The sequence below is a fragment of the Methylomicrobium album BG8 genome (assembly GCF_000214275.2).
GTDB lineage: Bacteria > Pseudomonadota > Gammaproteobacteria > Methylococcales > Methylomonadaceae > Methylomicrobium > Methylomicrobium agile.
In genome coordinates this window covers 3,148,912-3,164,844 of record NZ_CM001475.1, presented here as the reverse complement: position 1 = coordinate 3,164,844, position 15,933 = coordinate 3,148,912, and the positions used below count along the sequence as shown (strand labels likewise).

Sequence of the window (15,933 nt, the reverse complement as noted above, 5' to 3'; positions counted from 1 at the left end):
GAACGAAGTGAAGCGCATCAAATGCCTACAGAACCTTGAGAACGACCATCGAAACATCGTCAGCAAAGGAACTGCTCTCGGCAAAGGTTTGCAACTCTTTTGCGATCGTATTGATGATCTCCTGCGGCTTTTTGGCTCCCTGGGTCGAGAAAATCCGGGTCAGGCGTTCGGTGCCGAAAAACTCCCCCTTCGGATTTTGCGCTTCGGTAATGCCATCGGTATAGAGCAGCACCAAGTCTCCCGGATTCAATAGGGTGCTTTTTTCTTCGAACTGGATTTCCTTGGTGACTCCGAAGATGATCCCATCCGCATCCAGCTCACAACAGACCGTTTTGCCGGCCGGCAACAGCAGCGGCCGGTTATGGCCGGCGTTCGCGTAGCTCAGCTTCCGGGTGGCCGGATTGTATTTCATGTAGAACATCGTGATGAAAAGCTCGGCCTTGCTGAGATCTTCGTAAAGAAGCGCGTTCAGGATGCGCAGGATGTCGCCGGTTCCGGCGTCTTTTTCGAGCATCCCCGATTCGGGATGCACATGCAGGGTACGCAGGGCTTCCGCTTTTAAGGTGCTGCGCGTTTCGGCCATGATCAGCGCGGCGCCCATCGAATGTCCCGAGACGTCCGCGATCACGATGTCGATCGCATCCTGGCCGTAAAAATAGTCGAAATAGTCGCCGCCCACATGCGTTGCGGGCAGGCAATAGCCCGCGATCACCACGCCTTCGACATGCAGCGGCGAATGGGGTAGCAGCGATAACTGAATCTGTTTGGCGAGTTCCAGTTCATGGCGTTCTTCTTCCGCCCGCCGCAGTTGCGTGACGTCGGTCTGAACGCCGATCCAGTGCGTCAGATTGCCCCGGCTGTCGTACACCGGCGAGATGAACAGCTCGTTCCAGAAAATCGTGCCGTTTTTGCGGTGGTTCTTTAAGGTGGTCAGGCAGGGCTTGCCTTCCCGTATCGCCTGGCGTATCGTCTCGATCGCTTCCGGATCGGTTTCCGGGCCCTGCAAAATGCGCGGATTCAGCCCGATCAGTTCTTCCCGGCTGTAGCCGGTCATCTGCGAGAATGCGGGATTCGCGTAGATGATCGGATGATTTTTACGCTTTGCATCGGTGATGATGATGCCCGCGCTGGAGGCTTCGATCGCGCGGTCGCGCAGCAGCAGCCGCTCTTCATAGCGTTTGCGCTCGTCGATTTCCGCCTGCAGGTTGATGTTGACTTCTGCCAGTTCGGCGGTGCGCTGTTGAACCCGCTGTTCCAGTTCGTCATGCGCTTTCTGCAGCGCCGCTTCGGCGCGCTTGCGTTCGCCGATTTCGTTTGTCAGCCTTTGGTTGAGCTGGCGCAGTTCATGATTGGCCTCCCGGTAGCCGCGATGCGTCATCTCGAACGGCGCGAGGCTTTCCGCCCAGAATTCCGACGCTATTTCGACCGTGCGCAGGATTTCGGCAGGGCTCGACAAACGCTGCAGGACCGATTCGAGCGCTTCGCGAAAAATCATTTCCATGTCCAGCACGCCCAGGCCGGATTCGACGGCCCGGCGGCCGATCTCATAGGCGCGCTCGAGGCGGGCCTCGCCGCCTTCGGCCAGATAGGCACGCAATTCTTCCGTGTAAATTTGGATGATTTCGTTAACCCTGTCTATCATGGCATTGAGTCCCGGTATCGAATGACGAGGACCACCGCATCGTCGGTCGTTTTACCGAAACGGGTCAGGATGCGATCGGCGATGTCTTGCACCGGCTGGTGGCGCAACAGCGGGTCGGCGGCGGGAAAATACTTCCCGTAGCCGCTGTTGATGCCGTCCGTCGTGAAAATCAGCAGATCGCCGGCAGTCAAGGAAAGCTGATAGGCGCGCAGCGGCGGCAGTTGATAACCGACCACGCCGCCGCGGGTCGACAGCGTTTCCCGGCTGGGCGGCGTGCCGAAAATGCGCAGCAGCCGAGCGTCGACATTGCCCACGCCCAGCCAGGTCATCACCCCGTGCGCCCTGATCGATGCCAGGCTCATCGCCGCGCCTCGCGTGCCCTTGAGGGCCGCGTGGCAGCGCCCTACCAGCGCAACCGGCTCTTCCCCGGCATGCCGTTCCAGGGTGTCCGCCGCAAGCCCTGCGGCGGCCTGCGCGGCTTCGCCGTGGCCCAGGCCGTCGATCGCGGCGGCCAGTACGCCGTCCGCAAAAGGCTTGACCAACGCCTGATCGCCGGATACGCGTTCTCCCGGCAGAGTCCGTGCGGCAATGCCGTGTTCGATCAACGTACCCATTTGGTCGCCTTTATAGTTGTGCCTTGCCCTTCGGCGGAGGTGATCTCGAACTCGTCCATCAGGCGTTTGGCTCCCGGCAGTCCCAACCCCAGTCCTTTTCCGGTCGAGTAGCCGTCTTGCATCGCCCGTTCGATGTCGGCGATGCCGGGCCCATGGTCGCGGGCGACGATCGTAATGCCAAGTTGTCTGCCTTGCCGGATCTGGCTCAACACGATTTCTCCCTGCCGGGCATATTCGACGATGTTGCGCGCGAGTTCGGACAGCGCGGTCGCGATCAAGGTCAGGTCCGAGCCCGAAAATCCCAGCTCCCTGGCCAGCAGGCGCGCCTGCTGGCGTACCAGCACGATATCGGCATCGCAGCGGATTGCGATCCGGATTACGTCAGTCACGGCACATCCCTTCCTGGCAACGGCGGTTCAGGATAGCGAGCGCTTCTTCCAGATCCAGGGCGGTTCGCACGCCGGACAGGCGCGCGTCCAGTCCCAGCTGCACCATCGCAAACGCGATTTCGGGCCGAATGCCGACGATGACCGTTTCGGCGCCGCGCAGGCTGACGGCCTGGGCGATGTTGCGCAGGGTGCGCGTGGCGAAGGAATCCATCACGTCGAGCAGGGTGACGTCCAGAATCAAGCCGCGCGAGCGGAACCGGCCCACCTGTTCCACCAGGATGTCCTGCAACTGCAGCAAGTCCGTATCGGACTGTTCGGGCTGCAGGGAGGCGATCAGGTAATGGCCTTGCTTCAGGATCGGCGTACTCATGGATGCGCTTGATCGGAACGGGGCTTATCGCTTGCGGGAACCAGCCGGTAACCCAGCAAACGTTCGGCCTCTTCCAGGCCGCTCTGCAGGTCAACCGTGGTTTTGACCTGGCTCAGGTCCACCCCGATCGCGACCAGCGCCTGCGCGATTTGCGGAGACAGGCCGGTCAGGATCACGGCCGCTCCCATCAGCCGGGCCGCGCTGACCGTCTGCAGGAGATGGTTGGCGACCCTGGAATCCACGAGCGGCACGCCGGTAATATCGACGATCGCGACCTTGGCGCGGGTCGCGCCGATGCTTTCGAGCAATTGCTCGGTCAACTGGTGGGCGCGATACGATTCGAGCACCCCGACGACCGGCAGTATCAGCAGCCGTTCGCGGACCCGCAGCACCGGCGTCGGCAGCTCGCGCATCGCTTCCTGCTGTTTGCCGATCAGTTGTTCGCGGCGGTTGATGTAGGTATCGATCGCCAGTCCCATATCCAGGAAAACCACCTTCAACAGCGAGAGAAAGGCACGAAGCGCTTTTCCCTGCTCGTCTTCATGAGCTTCGAAAAGGCGGTGCGCGACATTCCTCAAGTAAAAGCTGTACATGCCCAGATACGCTTTCATGGGCAGGCCGATGCGTTCGTGCACCGCGCCGATTTTGAGGCGGTCTTCGATATAGTCCTTGTCGTAACCCCCCTGTGTGAGCCTTGCGAAATACCGCTTCTGAGCGCGCTTGACCCGTTCCAGCACTTGCGGGTCTTGAAAGAAGACCCGGGTTTCCTCGAAAGCGAGGAGATGCTTGTAAAAATCTTCGATGACCGGGTCCGCATACGCCTGGGCAGCCGGGTCGATGCTCAGCAGTTCTTTTTCGTCTGCCTCGCCTAATTCCAGGAATGCCCGGCGATTGGCGATTTCCCGGTCGGTAATGCCTATTTCCTCCATGAGCGACTTTTCTGAATCCTGATTCGTATATTCAGCCATCGGGTATTCCTCCTGCTCTGGATGCCGGCCGTCGCCGGCATGAGGTCATGGTGGGACAGGTCGTCAATAGTGGATCCTCTTCTCGATTTTTACCGCCTTATTCCCTGTTCGTCGAGCAAAGACTCGGGCGCGGGGCCGCCGCATTTCAGAAGCTTATTTAAATATAGATCACGGCCCTTCGGAATTGTTCGATTTGTCCGTTGACGCTCCGGTTCAGTTGTTCTGCGGCAGAGGGAGCCGCTACAATGGGTACGGAAGCTCCGGCAGGCTTCCTCGTTGGTATTCCGTTGCCTTTGTTTTGGAAAATACGGTGAGTTTCCGCATCCAAATAAACTATGAGATTGATCATCGCATTGGGCGGCAATGCGCTTTTGCGCCGCCACGAAAGACTAACACCCGAAAACCAGCGCCGCAACATTAAAATGGCGGCGGAGGCGCTGGCGCCGCTGGCGCATGGGCATGAGCTGGTGGTCACGCACGGCAACGGCCCGCAGGTCGGCCTGCTGGCGCTGCAAAGCGCCGCCTATGCGCCGGATGAAAGCTACCCGTTGGATATTCTCGATGCCGAGACGGAAGGCATGATCGGCTATCTGATCGAGCAGGAATTGATCAACGTATTGCCGACGGGCCGCCTTTGCGCCACGCTGCTGACCCAGATCGAGGTCGATCCGGACGACCCGGCCTTTCAGGCGCCTTCCAAGCCGATCGGCCCGGTTTACACGGAGGCCGCGGCCGAACGGCTCGCGCAGGAGCGAGGCTGGCGCATTGCGCCGGACGGCACGCATTACCGGCGCGTCGTGGCCTCGCCCTTGCCGCGGAAAATTCTGCAGATCGACGTGATCAGGCTGCTGCTCGGCCGCGGCGTCGTCGTGATCTGCGCCGGCGGCGGAGGCATTCCGGTCGTGCGCGGCGGGCAGGGTCGGTTGGAAGGCATCGAAGCGGTAATCGATAAGGACCGGGCCAGCGCGCTGCTCGCCCGCGAGCTTGGCGCCGACGCGCTGATGATGCTGACCGACGTCGATGCGGTATACCGGGATTGGGGAAAGCCTAAGGCGCGGGCGCTGCGCGCCGTCTCGCCCGATGCGGTCCGCCAGATGGCGTTCGCGCCCGGTTCGATGGCGCCGAAGATCGCGGCGGCCTGCGAATTTGCGGAAACCGGCGGCACGGCCTTTATCGGGAGGTTGCAGGATGCGGCCGCGATTCTGGCCGGCACCGCCGGCACGCGCATTTCCTTGGAGATCGAAGGTATCGGCGAGTGGGATTGAAATTTCGCGGCAATAAAGCCTTGAATTTTCGGGTTAGGATTTCATTCGCAGGATATGAAATGGCAAATAAGCTGTCATTCAACATGTAGGCGCGATGAGCTTGCGTAATCGCACATTTCGAAGCCGAAGTCTTTAGTCCCGGTTATTAAATTTTTTTAAAACGAAATAGATCGCGGCCAGTCCGAACAATATTACCGCCATTCCCAAGAGCAGCTCTGTGTGAGCCTCCTTAAAATCCAGCGTGATCAGTTTGTTGCCCAGAGCGATGATGGCGACTTCAATCACGAAGGACGGATTTATCGAGCCTTGCACCAAATAGCTTTTTATGGATTTCAAAAGCTCCAGCCCGACCACGATGACCAGAAAAAGAGCAAAGGATTCAAAGAGGGTGTTCACATCGACTAGAAACCGAGGCGCTGTGATAATTTTGGTGATAAGCACCCTTCCTAACTCAACAGTACCCAGGATGACGGAGAGGAGCAGCAGAATAACCAGGATGAAGACCACACCCCTTTCGATTCTCTCGATTAAACTCAACATACGATCACTCCGGAAATCTCTTACCTTCCACAGCCTCTTAGGTTTCACCGTCTCCTCGTTGAATTAAAGGCTATCGAATCAAGAAACAAGCCGAAACCCTAGATCCTTTTTAGAGAGCGTTTGAACTCCAGCGAAAGCGGCCACATCCAATTTTCCAAACTCAATAAATTTACAGTAAGGCCATCCAGCACAACAAGAATTTTACCAATAGACAGCAAGGGCAACGGGTATGCGTAAATTATTTTCAGCGCCGACGCGTGAACAGTCGCGGCTGGAAGAAATCGCCAACAGTATAAGTCATGGGCTAGGTCTGGTCGGGGCCCTGTTGGGAACGCCGTTGCTGATCCTGCAGGCGGCACGGCATGGAAACTCGAAGCTTATCATCGGGGCGAGCCTCTTCTCGGCTTCGATGGTGCTGCTGTATTTTCTTTCCACGCTTTACCATGCTTTACCTACAGGAAAAGCCAAGCATCTGTTTCGGGCCAGCGAACAAGCGGCGATTTTTATCTTCATCGCGAGTACCTACACGCCTTTCACATTAGGGGTGCTTCATGGGGCTTGGGGCTGGACCCTGCTCGGCCTGATTTGGGGACTTGCCACGATCGGAGCGGCGATGGTGATCTTTAATAAAATGCTCCATCTGATGATTCCTACGAGCCTTTATCTGCTGATGGGCTGGCTCATCGTGATTGCCTTCGATCCCTTATTTGCCGTAGTGCCTGAGTCCGGCGTGCGCCTCTTGATTGCCGGAGGTGTGGCTTATACGGTGGGCGTGGCTTTTCTGGTCACCGACTCTTACCTGAAGTACGGGCATTTGATCTGGCATTTGTGTGTCATTGCGGGGACTTCGTGCCACTATTTTGCGGTGCTTTGGTACGCGGTCTAGCCTTCCAGGCAACCTAATGCTAATTGGCCCACTCGCCGCCTGCCCAGACTCTGTCAAAGTCGTCATCTTCCGGGCGGTAAATACAGGTTCCGGAACCGTCGGAAACGAAGTAATCGCCGCGCTTATACAGATAACCGGGCAGTCTTATCTGGTCATGGATCCTGGCTAACCGATGAACGACCACGCCCAGTACATTGATGTCTTCGAAAGGCGACACAATGTCGGCTCTGATTCTCTGGTTGATATTCATAAATCTCTCTTACGTCCTTGGGCAGATAGATGTCAGGGCGGGGGCGACAAGCAATTGAGAGTGAATAATTCCTCTTTCAATTTCCTGCGTGGATTAGGGGACAGTAAGCGCTTAATTCCTAGGAATGTCAATTTTTTAATCGTTCTGGCAATGATGGGGTTAATTAAATGAAAACAATAACTTAATGTTAAATATGAAGTATCCGGAGATAGCCGGGCTCGTAAATGGATTTTTCAGAAACGGAAAAAGACAATATGGCCCCGTCCTCGATGCGGCGAATCGAACGTCTTCGCGGGGCGGGGGGAACCGCGTAAGGCGGAACCGGTTTACCGGGTTCCGCCATTCTGAACGGCTATGACGCCGACCGGTTTCTGTGGCTTTGAAGCGGTGCGCGCAAGCTGCGCTCTATATGTCGGCTTCGGATTGGCGGATCGCCTTCGGTATTCGCCCCATGCTTGCTTTCACGCCGAAATCAGGTTTTTGTCTCTCAAAAACCGGTCTATCAATCCGCTTAGCGAGGGCTTGCCCATTTCCGCGAATTCATAGCCGGCGCGGAACACCGGCTTATCGATCGCGATCAGCGCCGCCAGATCGCACGGGGTGGCGGTGATCACCGCGTCGGCCGGCGCGGCATTGATGGTCTCCCGCAGGGCTTTGAGCTGCCGCGGATGGTAGCCTACGGCCGGCAGCACCTTTCCTATGTGCGGATAACGGCGGTAGAGGCCGGCGATCTCTTCGGCCGCGAAAGCGCGCGGGTCGACGATCTCTCCGGCCCCGGCTTCCATGGCCGCGACGTATCCCGCGCCGTAGGCCATGCCGCCGTGCGTGAGGGTGGGACCGTCTTCGACCACGAGCACCCGTTTGCCGGCCACCTTTTCCGGTTGATCCAGCTGCACGACCGATGCGCCGCGCAGGATCGGCGCGCGAGGGTTCAATCGCCGCGCCGAATCGGCGACCCGCCGCACGTCCGCCTCCGCCGCCGAATTGGTCTTTCCGATCAGCACGATGTCGGCCATCCGCAATACCGCTTCTCCGGGATGATAGGCGGTTTCGTGTCCGGGCCGCAGGGGATCGGCCAGCACGATCAGCAGATCCGGACGCACGAACGGAAAATCGTTATTGCCGCCGTCCCACAGGATGATGTCGGCTTCCCGTTCGGCGCGCGGAACGATCTCGGCGTAATCGATCCCCGCGAACACCGTATTGCCCAGGGCCAGATGCGGCTCGTATTCCTCGCGTTCCTCGACCGTGCAATCGGCCGCATCGAGGTCGGCGCGGCTGGCGAACCGCTGCACCGCCTGTTTTTCCAGGTCTCCGTAAGGCATCGGATGCCTGATTACCGCGGCTTTCAGCCCGTGCGCTTTCAGCCGTTCGGACAGCCAGCGCGTCGTTTGCGATTTGCCGCAACCGGTGCGCACCGCGCAGCAGGCTATCACCGGCACCGCCGCTTTCAGCATCGTCCGCTTCGGGCCCAGCAGGATGAAATCGGCGCCTTGCGCTAGCACGATCGAGGCCGCGTGCATTACCTCGCTGTGCGGCACGTCGCTGTACGAGAAAACGACCCGGTCGATCCGGCTCGTTTGGCAGAGGGATTCGAGCTCCGCTTCCTCGACGATCGGAATGCCTTCGGGATACAGGGGGCCGGCCAGGGCGGCCGGGTAGTGGCGGCCGGCGATGTCCGGAATCTGCGCCGCGGTGAACGCGACGACTTCGCTGGCCGGATCGTCGCGGTAGACGCGATTGAAGTTGTGAAAATCGCGCCCGGCCGCGCCCATGATCAGCAGCCGGGTGCGCCGTTCTGAAATGCTCATAGAATTCTCGGCGGTTTGTCGATAAGACGTTCCCATTATAAAGCCGGAAGGCGCTGATGGGGATGCTCGCCAACTGATTCAGGCATTTTCGATCCGGCGATGACCGCCGTATCCGAATCCCCTTTCTGTCGGGAAAGGGCTTTGCCGGACAGCGGTTGCAAGCGAAATTTCGTTCGGATCATTAAACGAATAAGAGAGAGATCGATCGAAAATTTGTCGGGTGCGGAATTTCCGCAGGGCATCCGGCTGCCGGAGTTTTTACAGCTCGATGCGGAAGCCAGGGAAATTTTATCGAGAGGCGCTTTGCCGCTGGGCGGGAGTAAAGTGGATGGGAAGTAGTGACAAGCGGGCGCTTGAAGAACGGTTGACCTTGTTGCTGGCGCATCTGCTCAAATGGCAATACCGGCCGGCACGCCGGGGCCGCAGTTGGCAGACGGTTCTGGAAAGCCAGCGTAAGCATGCGGCTTTCATGCTGAAGGACAATCCGGTCCTGAAATCGCAGCTCGGCCAGATACTTCGGCATGCTTACGCCAAAGCCTGCATGAATGCGGCCAGGGAGGTGGGGCTCGATCAGGAGGTTTTTCCCCGGAAATGTCCTTGGGAAGCGGCTAAAATTCTGGATGAAGGATTTTATCCGGATTAGCGTTGAACTTGCGTCCGGACCGATTTACCGTTTCATTTTACCGTTCAGGCTGCCGGCCGGCTTAAGGAATACCGTGTATGAAAGAGACCGTCAAGTGCTTCGATCCCGATCTGGAGTTCTATACGGATGAAAGATGCTTTATTGTCGAACTGTCGAATACGCCGGATGATCCGGCGGTATCGATCGCGCGGGCGCGCGTAGCGCCCGGCGTGACGACGCGCTGGCATCGGGTCAGGGAAACGGCGGAACGCTATGTGATTCTCGAGGGAAGGGGACGGGTCGAAATCGGCAGTCTGCCGCCGCAGGATGTCGGTCCCGGCGATGTCGTGTTGATTCCGCCGTCCTGCCCCCAGAGGATTGCCAATATCGGCGCAGGCGATTTGATCTTCCTTGCCGTTTGCACGCCGCGTTTTACGAATGAAGCGTACGAAGACATCGACGGCGACCGGGATTCGCTCCGGGCGGTTGCCGTATCGCCGACGGTTCCGTCTAGATAAGCCTGCCGATGCGCCGAACGCTTTTCGGCAAGCCTAAGAACGCCGGAGGACGGCGGCGGGACGACGAAAGACGCCGGACTAATCCTCCTCGCGCAGCAGCGCGTTTCTGGTATCTTCCTGATGCAGAACCGGTCCCACAATCCACATCTGGTACATCGATACGCACCACATATAGGCGAACGACATCGCCATGCCCGTGCCGGCCAGTACGATGAAGATCGCGAAGTGCGGCGAAAGTTTGGTCAGCCACCAGGATGCGATGTCGACCAATAGAAACACATACGGCATGCTGATCGCGGCGTATTTGTATTGTTTCGGCACGCCGGTGCTGAAGCTGAAGATCAGGCCGACGAACATGAAGATGAAGCTGATCCCGAAGATGTGGATGTGCGAAACCCGGACCAGCGCTTCGAAGGTCGCGCCGGTGTTGGTGCTGGCGTATTTTGCCAGGTTTGCGTAATTGCTGAAGTCGGGCAGGGATCCGGCGTTCGCGTTATGGCACATTACGCAGTGATCGTCGATGATCGGCTTGATGTAGATGGTATATTCCTTCTCGTCCGCTCCGTCCCGAACCCATTGGATGATCCGGAAACGGTCTTCGTCGGGCGCTTTGTCGCGCATCGATCCGTTCAGCTTGCCTTCCAGAGAAGAACTGGTGCGGTCGCCGTAATAGCTGTACACGATGTCGTCGAACGAGAGGCCGAACTTGCCGTCGGCCATCCCGTGCGTAAACAGGATCTGGGTCAGCGCGATCAGATAGCCGACCCCGACGGTCGTCAGGTAGCCGCTGAACAACAGCTTTATCGAAGTCGAAAAACTGACCAGGTTGAGTCCCTTGAGTGGATGGTCATGGGGTTGGGGTGTTGCATTGGTTTCCATAGATCAGATCCCTACGGTAGTTGAAAAGCCGGTCAAGATTTCGCCGGTCAAAAAGACAAGCGGAACGCGTATTCTGGTAGGAAATTTCCGAGATGGAAAGGGAGGGCGATTATCATAATTCTTATGCCTCTTCCTGCCTGTTCGACAGCCGTAGCGTAGGCGGCGTGCGGAGGAAAGCCGGAATTTTCCAAGGACGTCCACGCAAAGCCACCGTCTTGGTACGGGCGAAACAAATTAGCGGTTCGCGATTCGAACGACGGATTTTAGTCCTTCGGAAAGCCGTTTTTTATCCCGGCTATGGGGCCGGAATCCGGGAAGTAAACCGCGAACAAGGCTGAATTACTGGCTTTTATCATACACAATGAATTCTCGCGAGCAAACAAAAACCTGCAAGCGCGGCGCACCGGGGAAGTCCGGGGAGGCCGTACGGGCCGCTGTAAAGCGAGCCGGATGCGATGCGTCGAGCTTATCGATAAGGCATCGGCCGACTCAGGCTTTAAATCGGCCGCCTCCATGAGGCCGGGTCATTTTTTTACCGGCAGCGTTTCCCAACCGCCGCCCAGGGCCTTATAAATCGCGACCAGGGCGGTTGCCACGGCGGTTTCGCTTTGGGCCAGCTGGCTTTGGTCCTGCAGTAGCCGCGACTCGCTGTCCAGCACGGTCAGAAAATCGGCGATGCCTTCTTCGAAGCGCAAGTGGGCCAGTTGGTGCGCTTTTTCGCTGGCTTCCGCCGCCGCCAGCAGGTGTGTTCGCCGGCTGCGCTCCCGGTCATAGGTGACCAGCGTGTTTTCGGTTTCCTCCAGCGCATTCAGCACGGTTTGCCGGTATTGGGCCAGATTGGCGTCGGCGTTCGCATCGGCAGCCTTGATCCGGGCATAGACGCGGCCCAGGTCCAGCGCGGGCCAACTGATGCGCGGCCCCGCGGAGTAAGTTTCGGAGCCGACCGCGCCCAGCCCCGACAAGGTGCTCGCTTCCAGCGACAGGGTGCCGACGAAAGTCACGCGCGGAAACAGGTCGGCGGTCGCGACGCCGATTCGGGCGGTCGATGCCGCCAGCGTCCGTTCCGCGATCCGGATGTCGGGCCGGCGGCGCAGCAGATCGGACGGGCTGCCGATCGCGATGTTCCCGGGCAGTTTCGGGATCGGCGCAGGCGGCGCCAGTTTCGCGTCGAGTGCGCCGGGCGCCTGGCCGGTCAGCACGCCGAGCCGATGGATGGCCTGTTTGACCGCGGCTTCCAGCGGCGGAACGGTGGCGAGGGTCGAATCGAGCTGGGCCGAGGCGCGGGAGGTATCTAGCTCGGTGCCGCGGCCGATTTCGAGGCGGGCTTGGGTGATCTCCAGCGTCTCGGCCTGGTTCGCGGCGTTTTTTCGGGCGACGGCGAGCTGATTCTGCAGCCCGCGCAATTCGGAATAGTTCCGGGCGACTTCGGCGATCACGCTGACTTGCAGATCACGCAGACTGGCTTCCTGCGCCTCGACCTCGCCGCGGCTGGCTTCGATGTCGCGGCGCACGCGGCCGAAGAAATCGACCTCCCAGAACGCGTCGAAGCCGGCGCTGTAGAGCTTCAGGCCGCGCGGAACGAAATTCCGGTTGTTCAACGAGCCGACGCTGCGCTTCTGGTCGGTGTAGTTCGCATGCGAAGTGACGATCGGCGCCAGATTCAGTCCGGACTCCAGGTACAGCGCCCGGGCTTCCCGAAGATTGGCGAGCGCGCCTTGCAGATCGTAATTATGCTGCAGGGCCCGGTCGACCAGGGCGTTCAGTTCGGCGTCCCCGAACAGTTTCCACCAATCTTTTTGCGTTTCTTGATCCGAATAACTCTCAAGCTCGGCATTCGAAAAAGCGGCCGGCGCCGGTGCGGCCGGTGTTTCGTAGTCGGGTCCGACGGCGCAGCCGGCCAGTAAGGCGGCGCCCGATAACGCGAACGGGAAAAATCTTCTCCCGAAAAACACTCTCATGTACGGGGTAACGGTCGACGCACTCATGATTTCGATCCGGAGGAAAGTTGATCGGCCGCCTGGCCGGTTTTAGATTTTGACGCGGCCATACGTTGCGCCAGGCCCTGCGCCGTGACATAAAAGACCGGCGTCAGCAGCAGGCCGAACAAGGTGACGCCGGTCATCCCGCTGAACACCGCCGTGCCCAGCAGCCGGCGCGATTCGGCCCCGGCGCCTTCGGCGACCACCAGCGGAAATACGCCCATGATGAACGCGAACGAAGTCATCAGGATCGGACGCAGCCGGATTCGGGAGGCTTCGACGGCGGCTGTGAAGTGATCGAGGCCCTCTTCGTGCCGGCGCTTGGCGAACTCGACGATCAGGATCGCGTTTTTGCTGGCCAGGCCGACCAGTACGATGAAGCCGACCTGGGTGAAGATGTTGTTGTCCATCCCGCTCATCCAGACGCCCGCCATCGAGGACAGGATGCACATCGGCACGATCAGGATCACCGCGAACGGCAGCGACCAGCTTTCGTACTGGGCGGCGAGCGCCAGGAACACGAAGACCACGCTGAGCGGAAACACCAGCAGCGCGACGTTGCCGGCCAGTATCTGCTGCAGGCTGAGCTCGGTCCATTCGTAGCCGAATCCCCGCGGCAGTTCCGCGTTCAGAACCTTGTCCATCAGCTCGATCGCCTGGCCCGAGCTGACGCCGGGCAGGGTGCTGCCGTTGATCTCGGCGGCGGGATACATGTTGTAGCGGGTGATCTTGTCCGGCCCTTTGATGTCCTCGACCTCGACCAGAGAGCGCAGCGGCACCATGCCGCCTTTCACGTTCCGGGTCTTCAGTTCGGCGATATCCTCGGGGCGCAGGCGAAATTCGGAATCGGCCTGGGCGATTACCTGATAGGTCCGTCCGAAGGCGTTGAAATCGTTCACGTACGCAGAGCCCAGATAAATCTGCAAGGTATCGAAGACCTCCTGCAGCGGCACGTTCATCGCCTTGACGCGGGTACGGTCCACATCCACGAACAACTGCGGCACGTCGGCGCGAAAGGTCGTGAACAGACCGGTCAAGCCGGGCTGCCGGTTACCTTGGGCGATCATTTCCGCATTCACCCGCTGCAGTTCGGCGATTCCCGCATTGGTGCGGTCCTGGATTTGCAGCTTGAAGCCGCCGATCGTACTGATGCCGCGGACCGGGGGCGGCGGAAACACCGCAATATGCGCATCCTGCACGGCCGCAAGGCTTTGGTTGAGTTTTTTGATCACCGAGTCGGCGTACAGATCGGGCCGTCCGGCGCGTTCTTCGAAAGGCTTCAGGCGCGCGAACAGGGTGGCGACGTTGGACTGGTTGGCGCCCGAGATCACCGACCAGCCCGCGTAAGCGATCACATGGTTCACGCCCGGCGTATCCAGTACGATTTTCGTCGTCTGCTGTACCACGGCCTGCGTACGGCTCAGCGAAGCCGCATCAGGCAACTGCGCATACAGTATCAGATAGCCCTGGTCCTGTTGCGGGATGAAGCTGGTCGGTACTTTTTCGAACGCCAGGATGTTCAGGCCGTTGAGTCCGACGTAAAGGACCAGCACGACCGCGGTCATCCGGATCAGCCGGCCGACCAGGCGCGAGTAGCCTTCGCTGAAGCGGTCGAAAAACCGGTTGAAAACATGGAAGAAACGGCCGAATAGGCGGTCGAACAGGCGCGTAAACCAGTCCTTGTCGCCGTGCGCGCGGTCCAGCAATAGCGCGCAGAGCGCCGGGCTCAGGGTCAGCGAGTTGAACGCGGAGATCAGGGTCGACACCGCGATGGTCAACGCGAACTGTTTGTAGAATGCACCCGACACGCCGGTGATGAACGCGGTCGGCACGAACACCGCGACCAGCACCAGCGCGGTCGCGATGATCGGGCCGACGACTTCGGACATCGCCTTGCGCGCCGCTTCCCGGGCTCTCAGACCCAGCGCGATGTGGCGCTCGACGTTTTCGACCACGACGATCGCGTCATCGACGACGATCCCGATCGCGAGCACCAGCCCGAACAGCGACAGCGTATTCAGCGACAGGCCGAGGGCGGCCATCACCGCGAACGTGCCGATCAGCGACACCGGCACCGCGAGCAGCGGAATGACGGTCGCGCGCCAGTTCTGCAAAAAGATCACGACCACCAGCACGACCAGCAGGATGGCTTCGAACAAGGTCTTCACCACCGCTTCGATCGACTTCTGGACGAACACGACCGTATCGTAGACCAGCACGTAGTCCATGCCTTTGGGGAAGTTTTTCTTCAACTTGGCCATCGCATCCATGACCGCTTCCTTGGTTTCGAGCGCGTTGGAGCCGGGCAGTTGGAAAATTGCGAGGCCGACCGAAGGTTCGCCGTCCAGGAACAGGCCGGAATTGTAGTCCTTCGCGCCCAACTCGATGCGGGCGACGTCTTTCAGCCGCGTGATTTGGCCTTCGGGACCCTGCTTGATCACGATGTCGGCGAATTGCTCGGGCTCGCTCAGCCGGCCGAGCGTGCTGATCGTATACTGGAAGTCGGTTTTTTCGGTGGCAGGCGGCTGGCCGACCACGCCGGCCGCCACCTGGATGTTCTGTTCGCGGATCGCGTTCACCACGTCGCTCGCGGTCAGATCGCGCGCGGCGATCTTTTCCGGATTCAGCCACAGGCGCATGCTGTAGTCGCGCGCGCCGAAGATCGCGAGATCGCCGACGCCCGGCAGCCGCGCCAGCGTGTCTTTCAACTGCAGCAGTGCGTAATTGCTCAGATAAACGCTGTCGTAGCGCTTGTCCGGCGAAATCAGATTGACCACCAGGCTCAGGTCCGGACTGCGTTTTTTCACGCTGATGCCCTGACGGCGCACTTCTTCGGGCAGCTTCGGCTCGGCCAGTGCGACCCGGTTCTGTACCAGCACCTGCGCCTTGTCCATATTGGTACCCGGCTTGAAGGTGACCGTCAGCGCCATGTTGCCGCTGTTGGTCGATTGCGAGGACAAGTACAGCATATCCTCGACCCCGTTGACTTCCTGTTCGAGCGGCGTGGCGACCGTTTCGGCGACGACCTGCGCGTTCGCGCCGGGATAGACCGTGCTGATCTGGATGGTGGGAGGCGCGATTTCGGGATATTGCGCGATCGGCAGCTGGATCAGGGAGATGCCGCCGACCAGCACGATCAGAATTGATAAAACCGAGGCGAAGATCGGCCGGCCAATGAAAAAATCGGTGAATCGGCCCAT

The 15,933-nt window shown here is 59.5% G+C and carries 15 protein-coding genes; 4 read left to right on the top strand and 11 right to left on the bottom strand.

Annotated features, from left to right (window positions below; all coding sequences use genetic code 11):
• Positions 1 to 25: 25 nt before the first annotated feature.
• Genes METAL_RS13515 through METAL_RS13495 form a run of 5 tightly spaced genes read right to left on the bottom strand, consistent with a single transcriptional unit; the run spans position 26 to position 3,983 of the window.
• The gene (locus METAL_RS13515) at positions 26 to 1,642 is read right to left on the bottom strand and encodes a PP2C family protein-serine/threonine phosphatase (protein WP_005373115.1); all 1,617 of its coding nucleotides are present in this window, start codon (positions 1,640 to 1,642) and stop codon (positions 26 to 28) included.
• Positions 1,639 to 2,256 carry a SpoIIE family protein phosphatase gene (locus METAL_RS13510; RefSeq protein ID WP_005373114.1) on the bottom strand — a complete coding sequence of 206 codons (618 nt, stop codon included), beginning with the start codon at positions 2,254 to 2,256 and terminating at the stop codon, positions 1,639 to 1,641. Before METAL_RS13510 ends, METAL_RS13515 begins: the two co-directional genes overlap by 4 nt.
• Positions 2,244 to 2,645: an anti-sigma regulatory factor gene (locus METAL_RS13505; RefSeq protein WP_005373113.1), complete on the bottom strand. Its 402-nt coding sequence runs from the start codon at positions 2,643 to 2,645 to the stop codon at positions 2,244 to 2,246. The genes METAL_RS13510 and METAL_RS13505 overlap by 13 nt, the downstream gene beginning before the upstream one ends.
• Positions 2,638 to 3,015, bottom strand: a complete 378-nt coding sequence (locus METAL_RS13500; RefSeq protein WP_005373112.1) for an STAS domain-containing protein — start codon at positions 3,013 to 3,015, stop codon at positions 2,638 to 2,640. Before METAL_RS13500 ends, METAL_RS13505 begins: the two co-directional genes overlap by 8 nt.
• A complete protein-coding gene (locus tag METAL_RS13495) occupies positions 3,012 to 3,983 on the bottom strand; it encodes a protoglobin domain-containing protein (RefSeq protein ID WP_005373111.1) in 972 nt (323 codons plus the stop codon). Before METAL_RS13495 ends, METAL_RS13500 begins: the two co-directional genes overlap by 4 nt.
• Before the next feature lie 335 nt (positions 3,984 to 4,318).
• Between METAL_RS13495 and arcC the strand changes: the two genes are divergently transcribed.
• Complete coding sequence (gene arcC, locus METAL_RS13490; protein ID WP_005373110.1) at positions 4,319 to 5,248, top strand: carbamate kinase; 930 nt, start codon at positions 4,319 to 4,321, stop codon at positions 5,246 to 5,248.
• Between the two features lie 132 nt (positions 5,249 to 5,380).
• Here arcC and METAL_RS13485 read toward each other — a convergent pair whose 3' ends face one another.
• Positions 5,381 to 5,788, bottom strand: coding sequence for a phosphate-starvation-inducible PsiE family protein (locus tag METAL_RS13485; protein WP_005373109.1), 408 nt, complete (start codon positions 5,786 to 5,788; stop codon positions 5,381 to 5,383).
• Between the two features lie 229 nt (positions 5,789 to 6,017).
• Here METAL_RS13485 and trhA point away from each other — a divergent pair, with 229 nt between their 5' ends.
• Positions 6,018 to 6,674, top strand: a complete 657-nt coding sequence (gene trhA, locus METAL_RS13480) for a PAQR family membrane homeostasis protein TrhA (RefSeq protein WP_005373108.1) — start codon at positions 6,018 to 6,020, stop codon at positions 6,672 to 6,674.
• Between the two features lie 19 nt (positions 6,675 to 6,693).
• Here the strand turns inward: trhA and METAL_RS13475 are convergent, their stop codons facing one another.
• Positions 6,694 to 6,924: a hypothetical protein gene (locus tag METAL_RS13475; RefSeq protein ID WP_005373107.1), complete on the bottom strand. Its 231-nt coding sequence runs from the start codon at positions 6,922 to 6,924 to the stop codon at positions 6,694 to 6,696.
• A gap of 461 nt (positions 6,925 to 7,385) precedes the next feature.
• Positions 7,386 to 8,735, bottom strand: a complete 1,350-nt coding sequence (locus METAL_RS13470; protein ID WP_005373106.1) for a cyclic 2,3-diphosphoglycerate synthase — start codon at positions 8,733 to 8,735, stop codon at positions 7,386 to 7,388.
• A 328-nt stretch (positions 8,736 to 9,063) separates the two neighbouring features.
• Here METAL_RS13470 and METAL_RS13465 point away from each other — a divergent pair, with 328 nt between their 5' ends.
• Together METAL_RS13465 and METAL_RS13460 are read left to right on the top strand one after the other, a co-directional pair.
• Positions 9,064 to 9,378, top strand: coding sequence for a DUF29 domain-containing protein (locus METAL_RS13465; protein ID WP_051040389.1), 315 nt, complete (start codon positions 9,064 to 9,066; stop codon positions 9,376 to 9,378).
• 77 nt (positions 9,379 to 9,455) lie between these two features.
• The gene (locus METAL_RS13460) at positions 9,456 to 9,875 is read left to right on the top strand and encodes a cupin domain-containing protein (RefSeq protein ID WP_005373104.1); all 420 of its coding nucleotides are present in this window, start codon (positions 9,456 to 9,458) and stop codon (positions 9,873 to 9,875) included.
• 78 nt (positions 9,876 to 9,953) lie between these two features.
• Here the strand turns inward: METAL_RS13460 and METAL_RS13455 are convergent, their stop codons facing one another.
• The 3 genes from METAL_RS13455 to METAL_RS13440 all read right to left on the bottom strand — a co-directional run bounded on the left by METAL_RS13455 (position 9,954) and on the right by METAL_RS13440 (position 15,933).
• Positions 9,954 to 10,754: a hypothetical protein gene (locus tag METAL_RS13455; protein WP_005373103.1), complete on the bottom strand. Its 801-nt coding sequence runs from the start codon at positions 10,752 to 10,754 to the stop codon at positions 9,954 to 9,956.
• A gap of 524 nt (positions 10,755 to 11,278) precedes the next feature.
• Positions 11,279 to 12,739 carry an efflux transporter outer membrane subunit gene (locus METAL_RS13445; RefSeq protein ID WP_005373099.1) on the bottom strand — a complete coding sequence of 487 codons (1,461 nt, stop codon included), beginning with the start codon at positions 12,737 to 12,739 and terminating at the stop codon, positions 11,279 to 11,281.
• The gene (locus tag METAL_RS13440; RefSeq protein ID WP_005373097.1) at positions 12,736 to 15,933 is read right to left on the bottom strand and encodes an efflux RND transporter permease subunit; all 3,198 of its coding nucleotides are present in this window, start codon (positions 15,931 to 15,933) and stop codon (positions 12,736 to 12,738) included. Before METAL_RS13440 ends, METAL_RS13445 begins: the two co-directional genes overlap by 4 nt.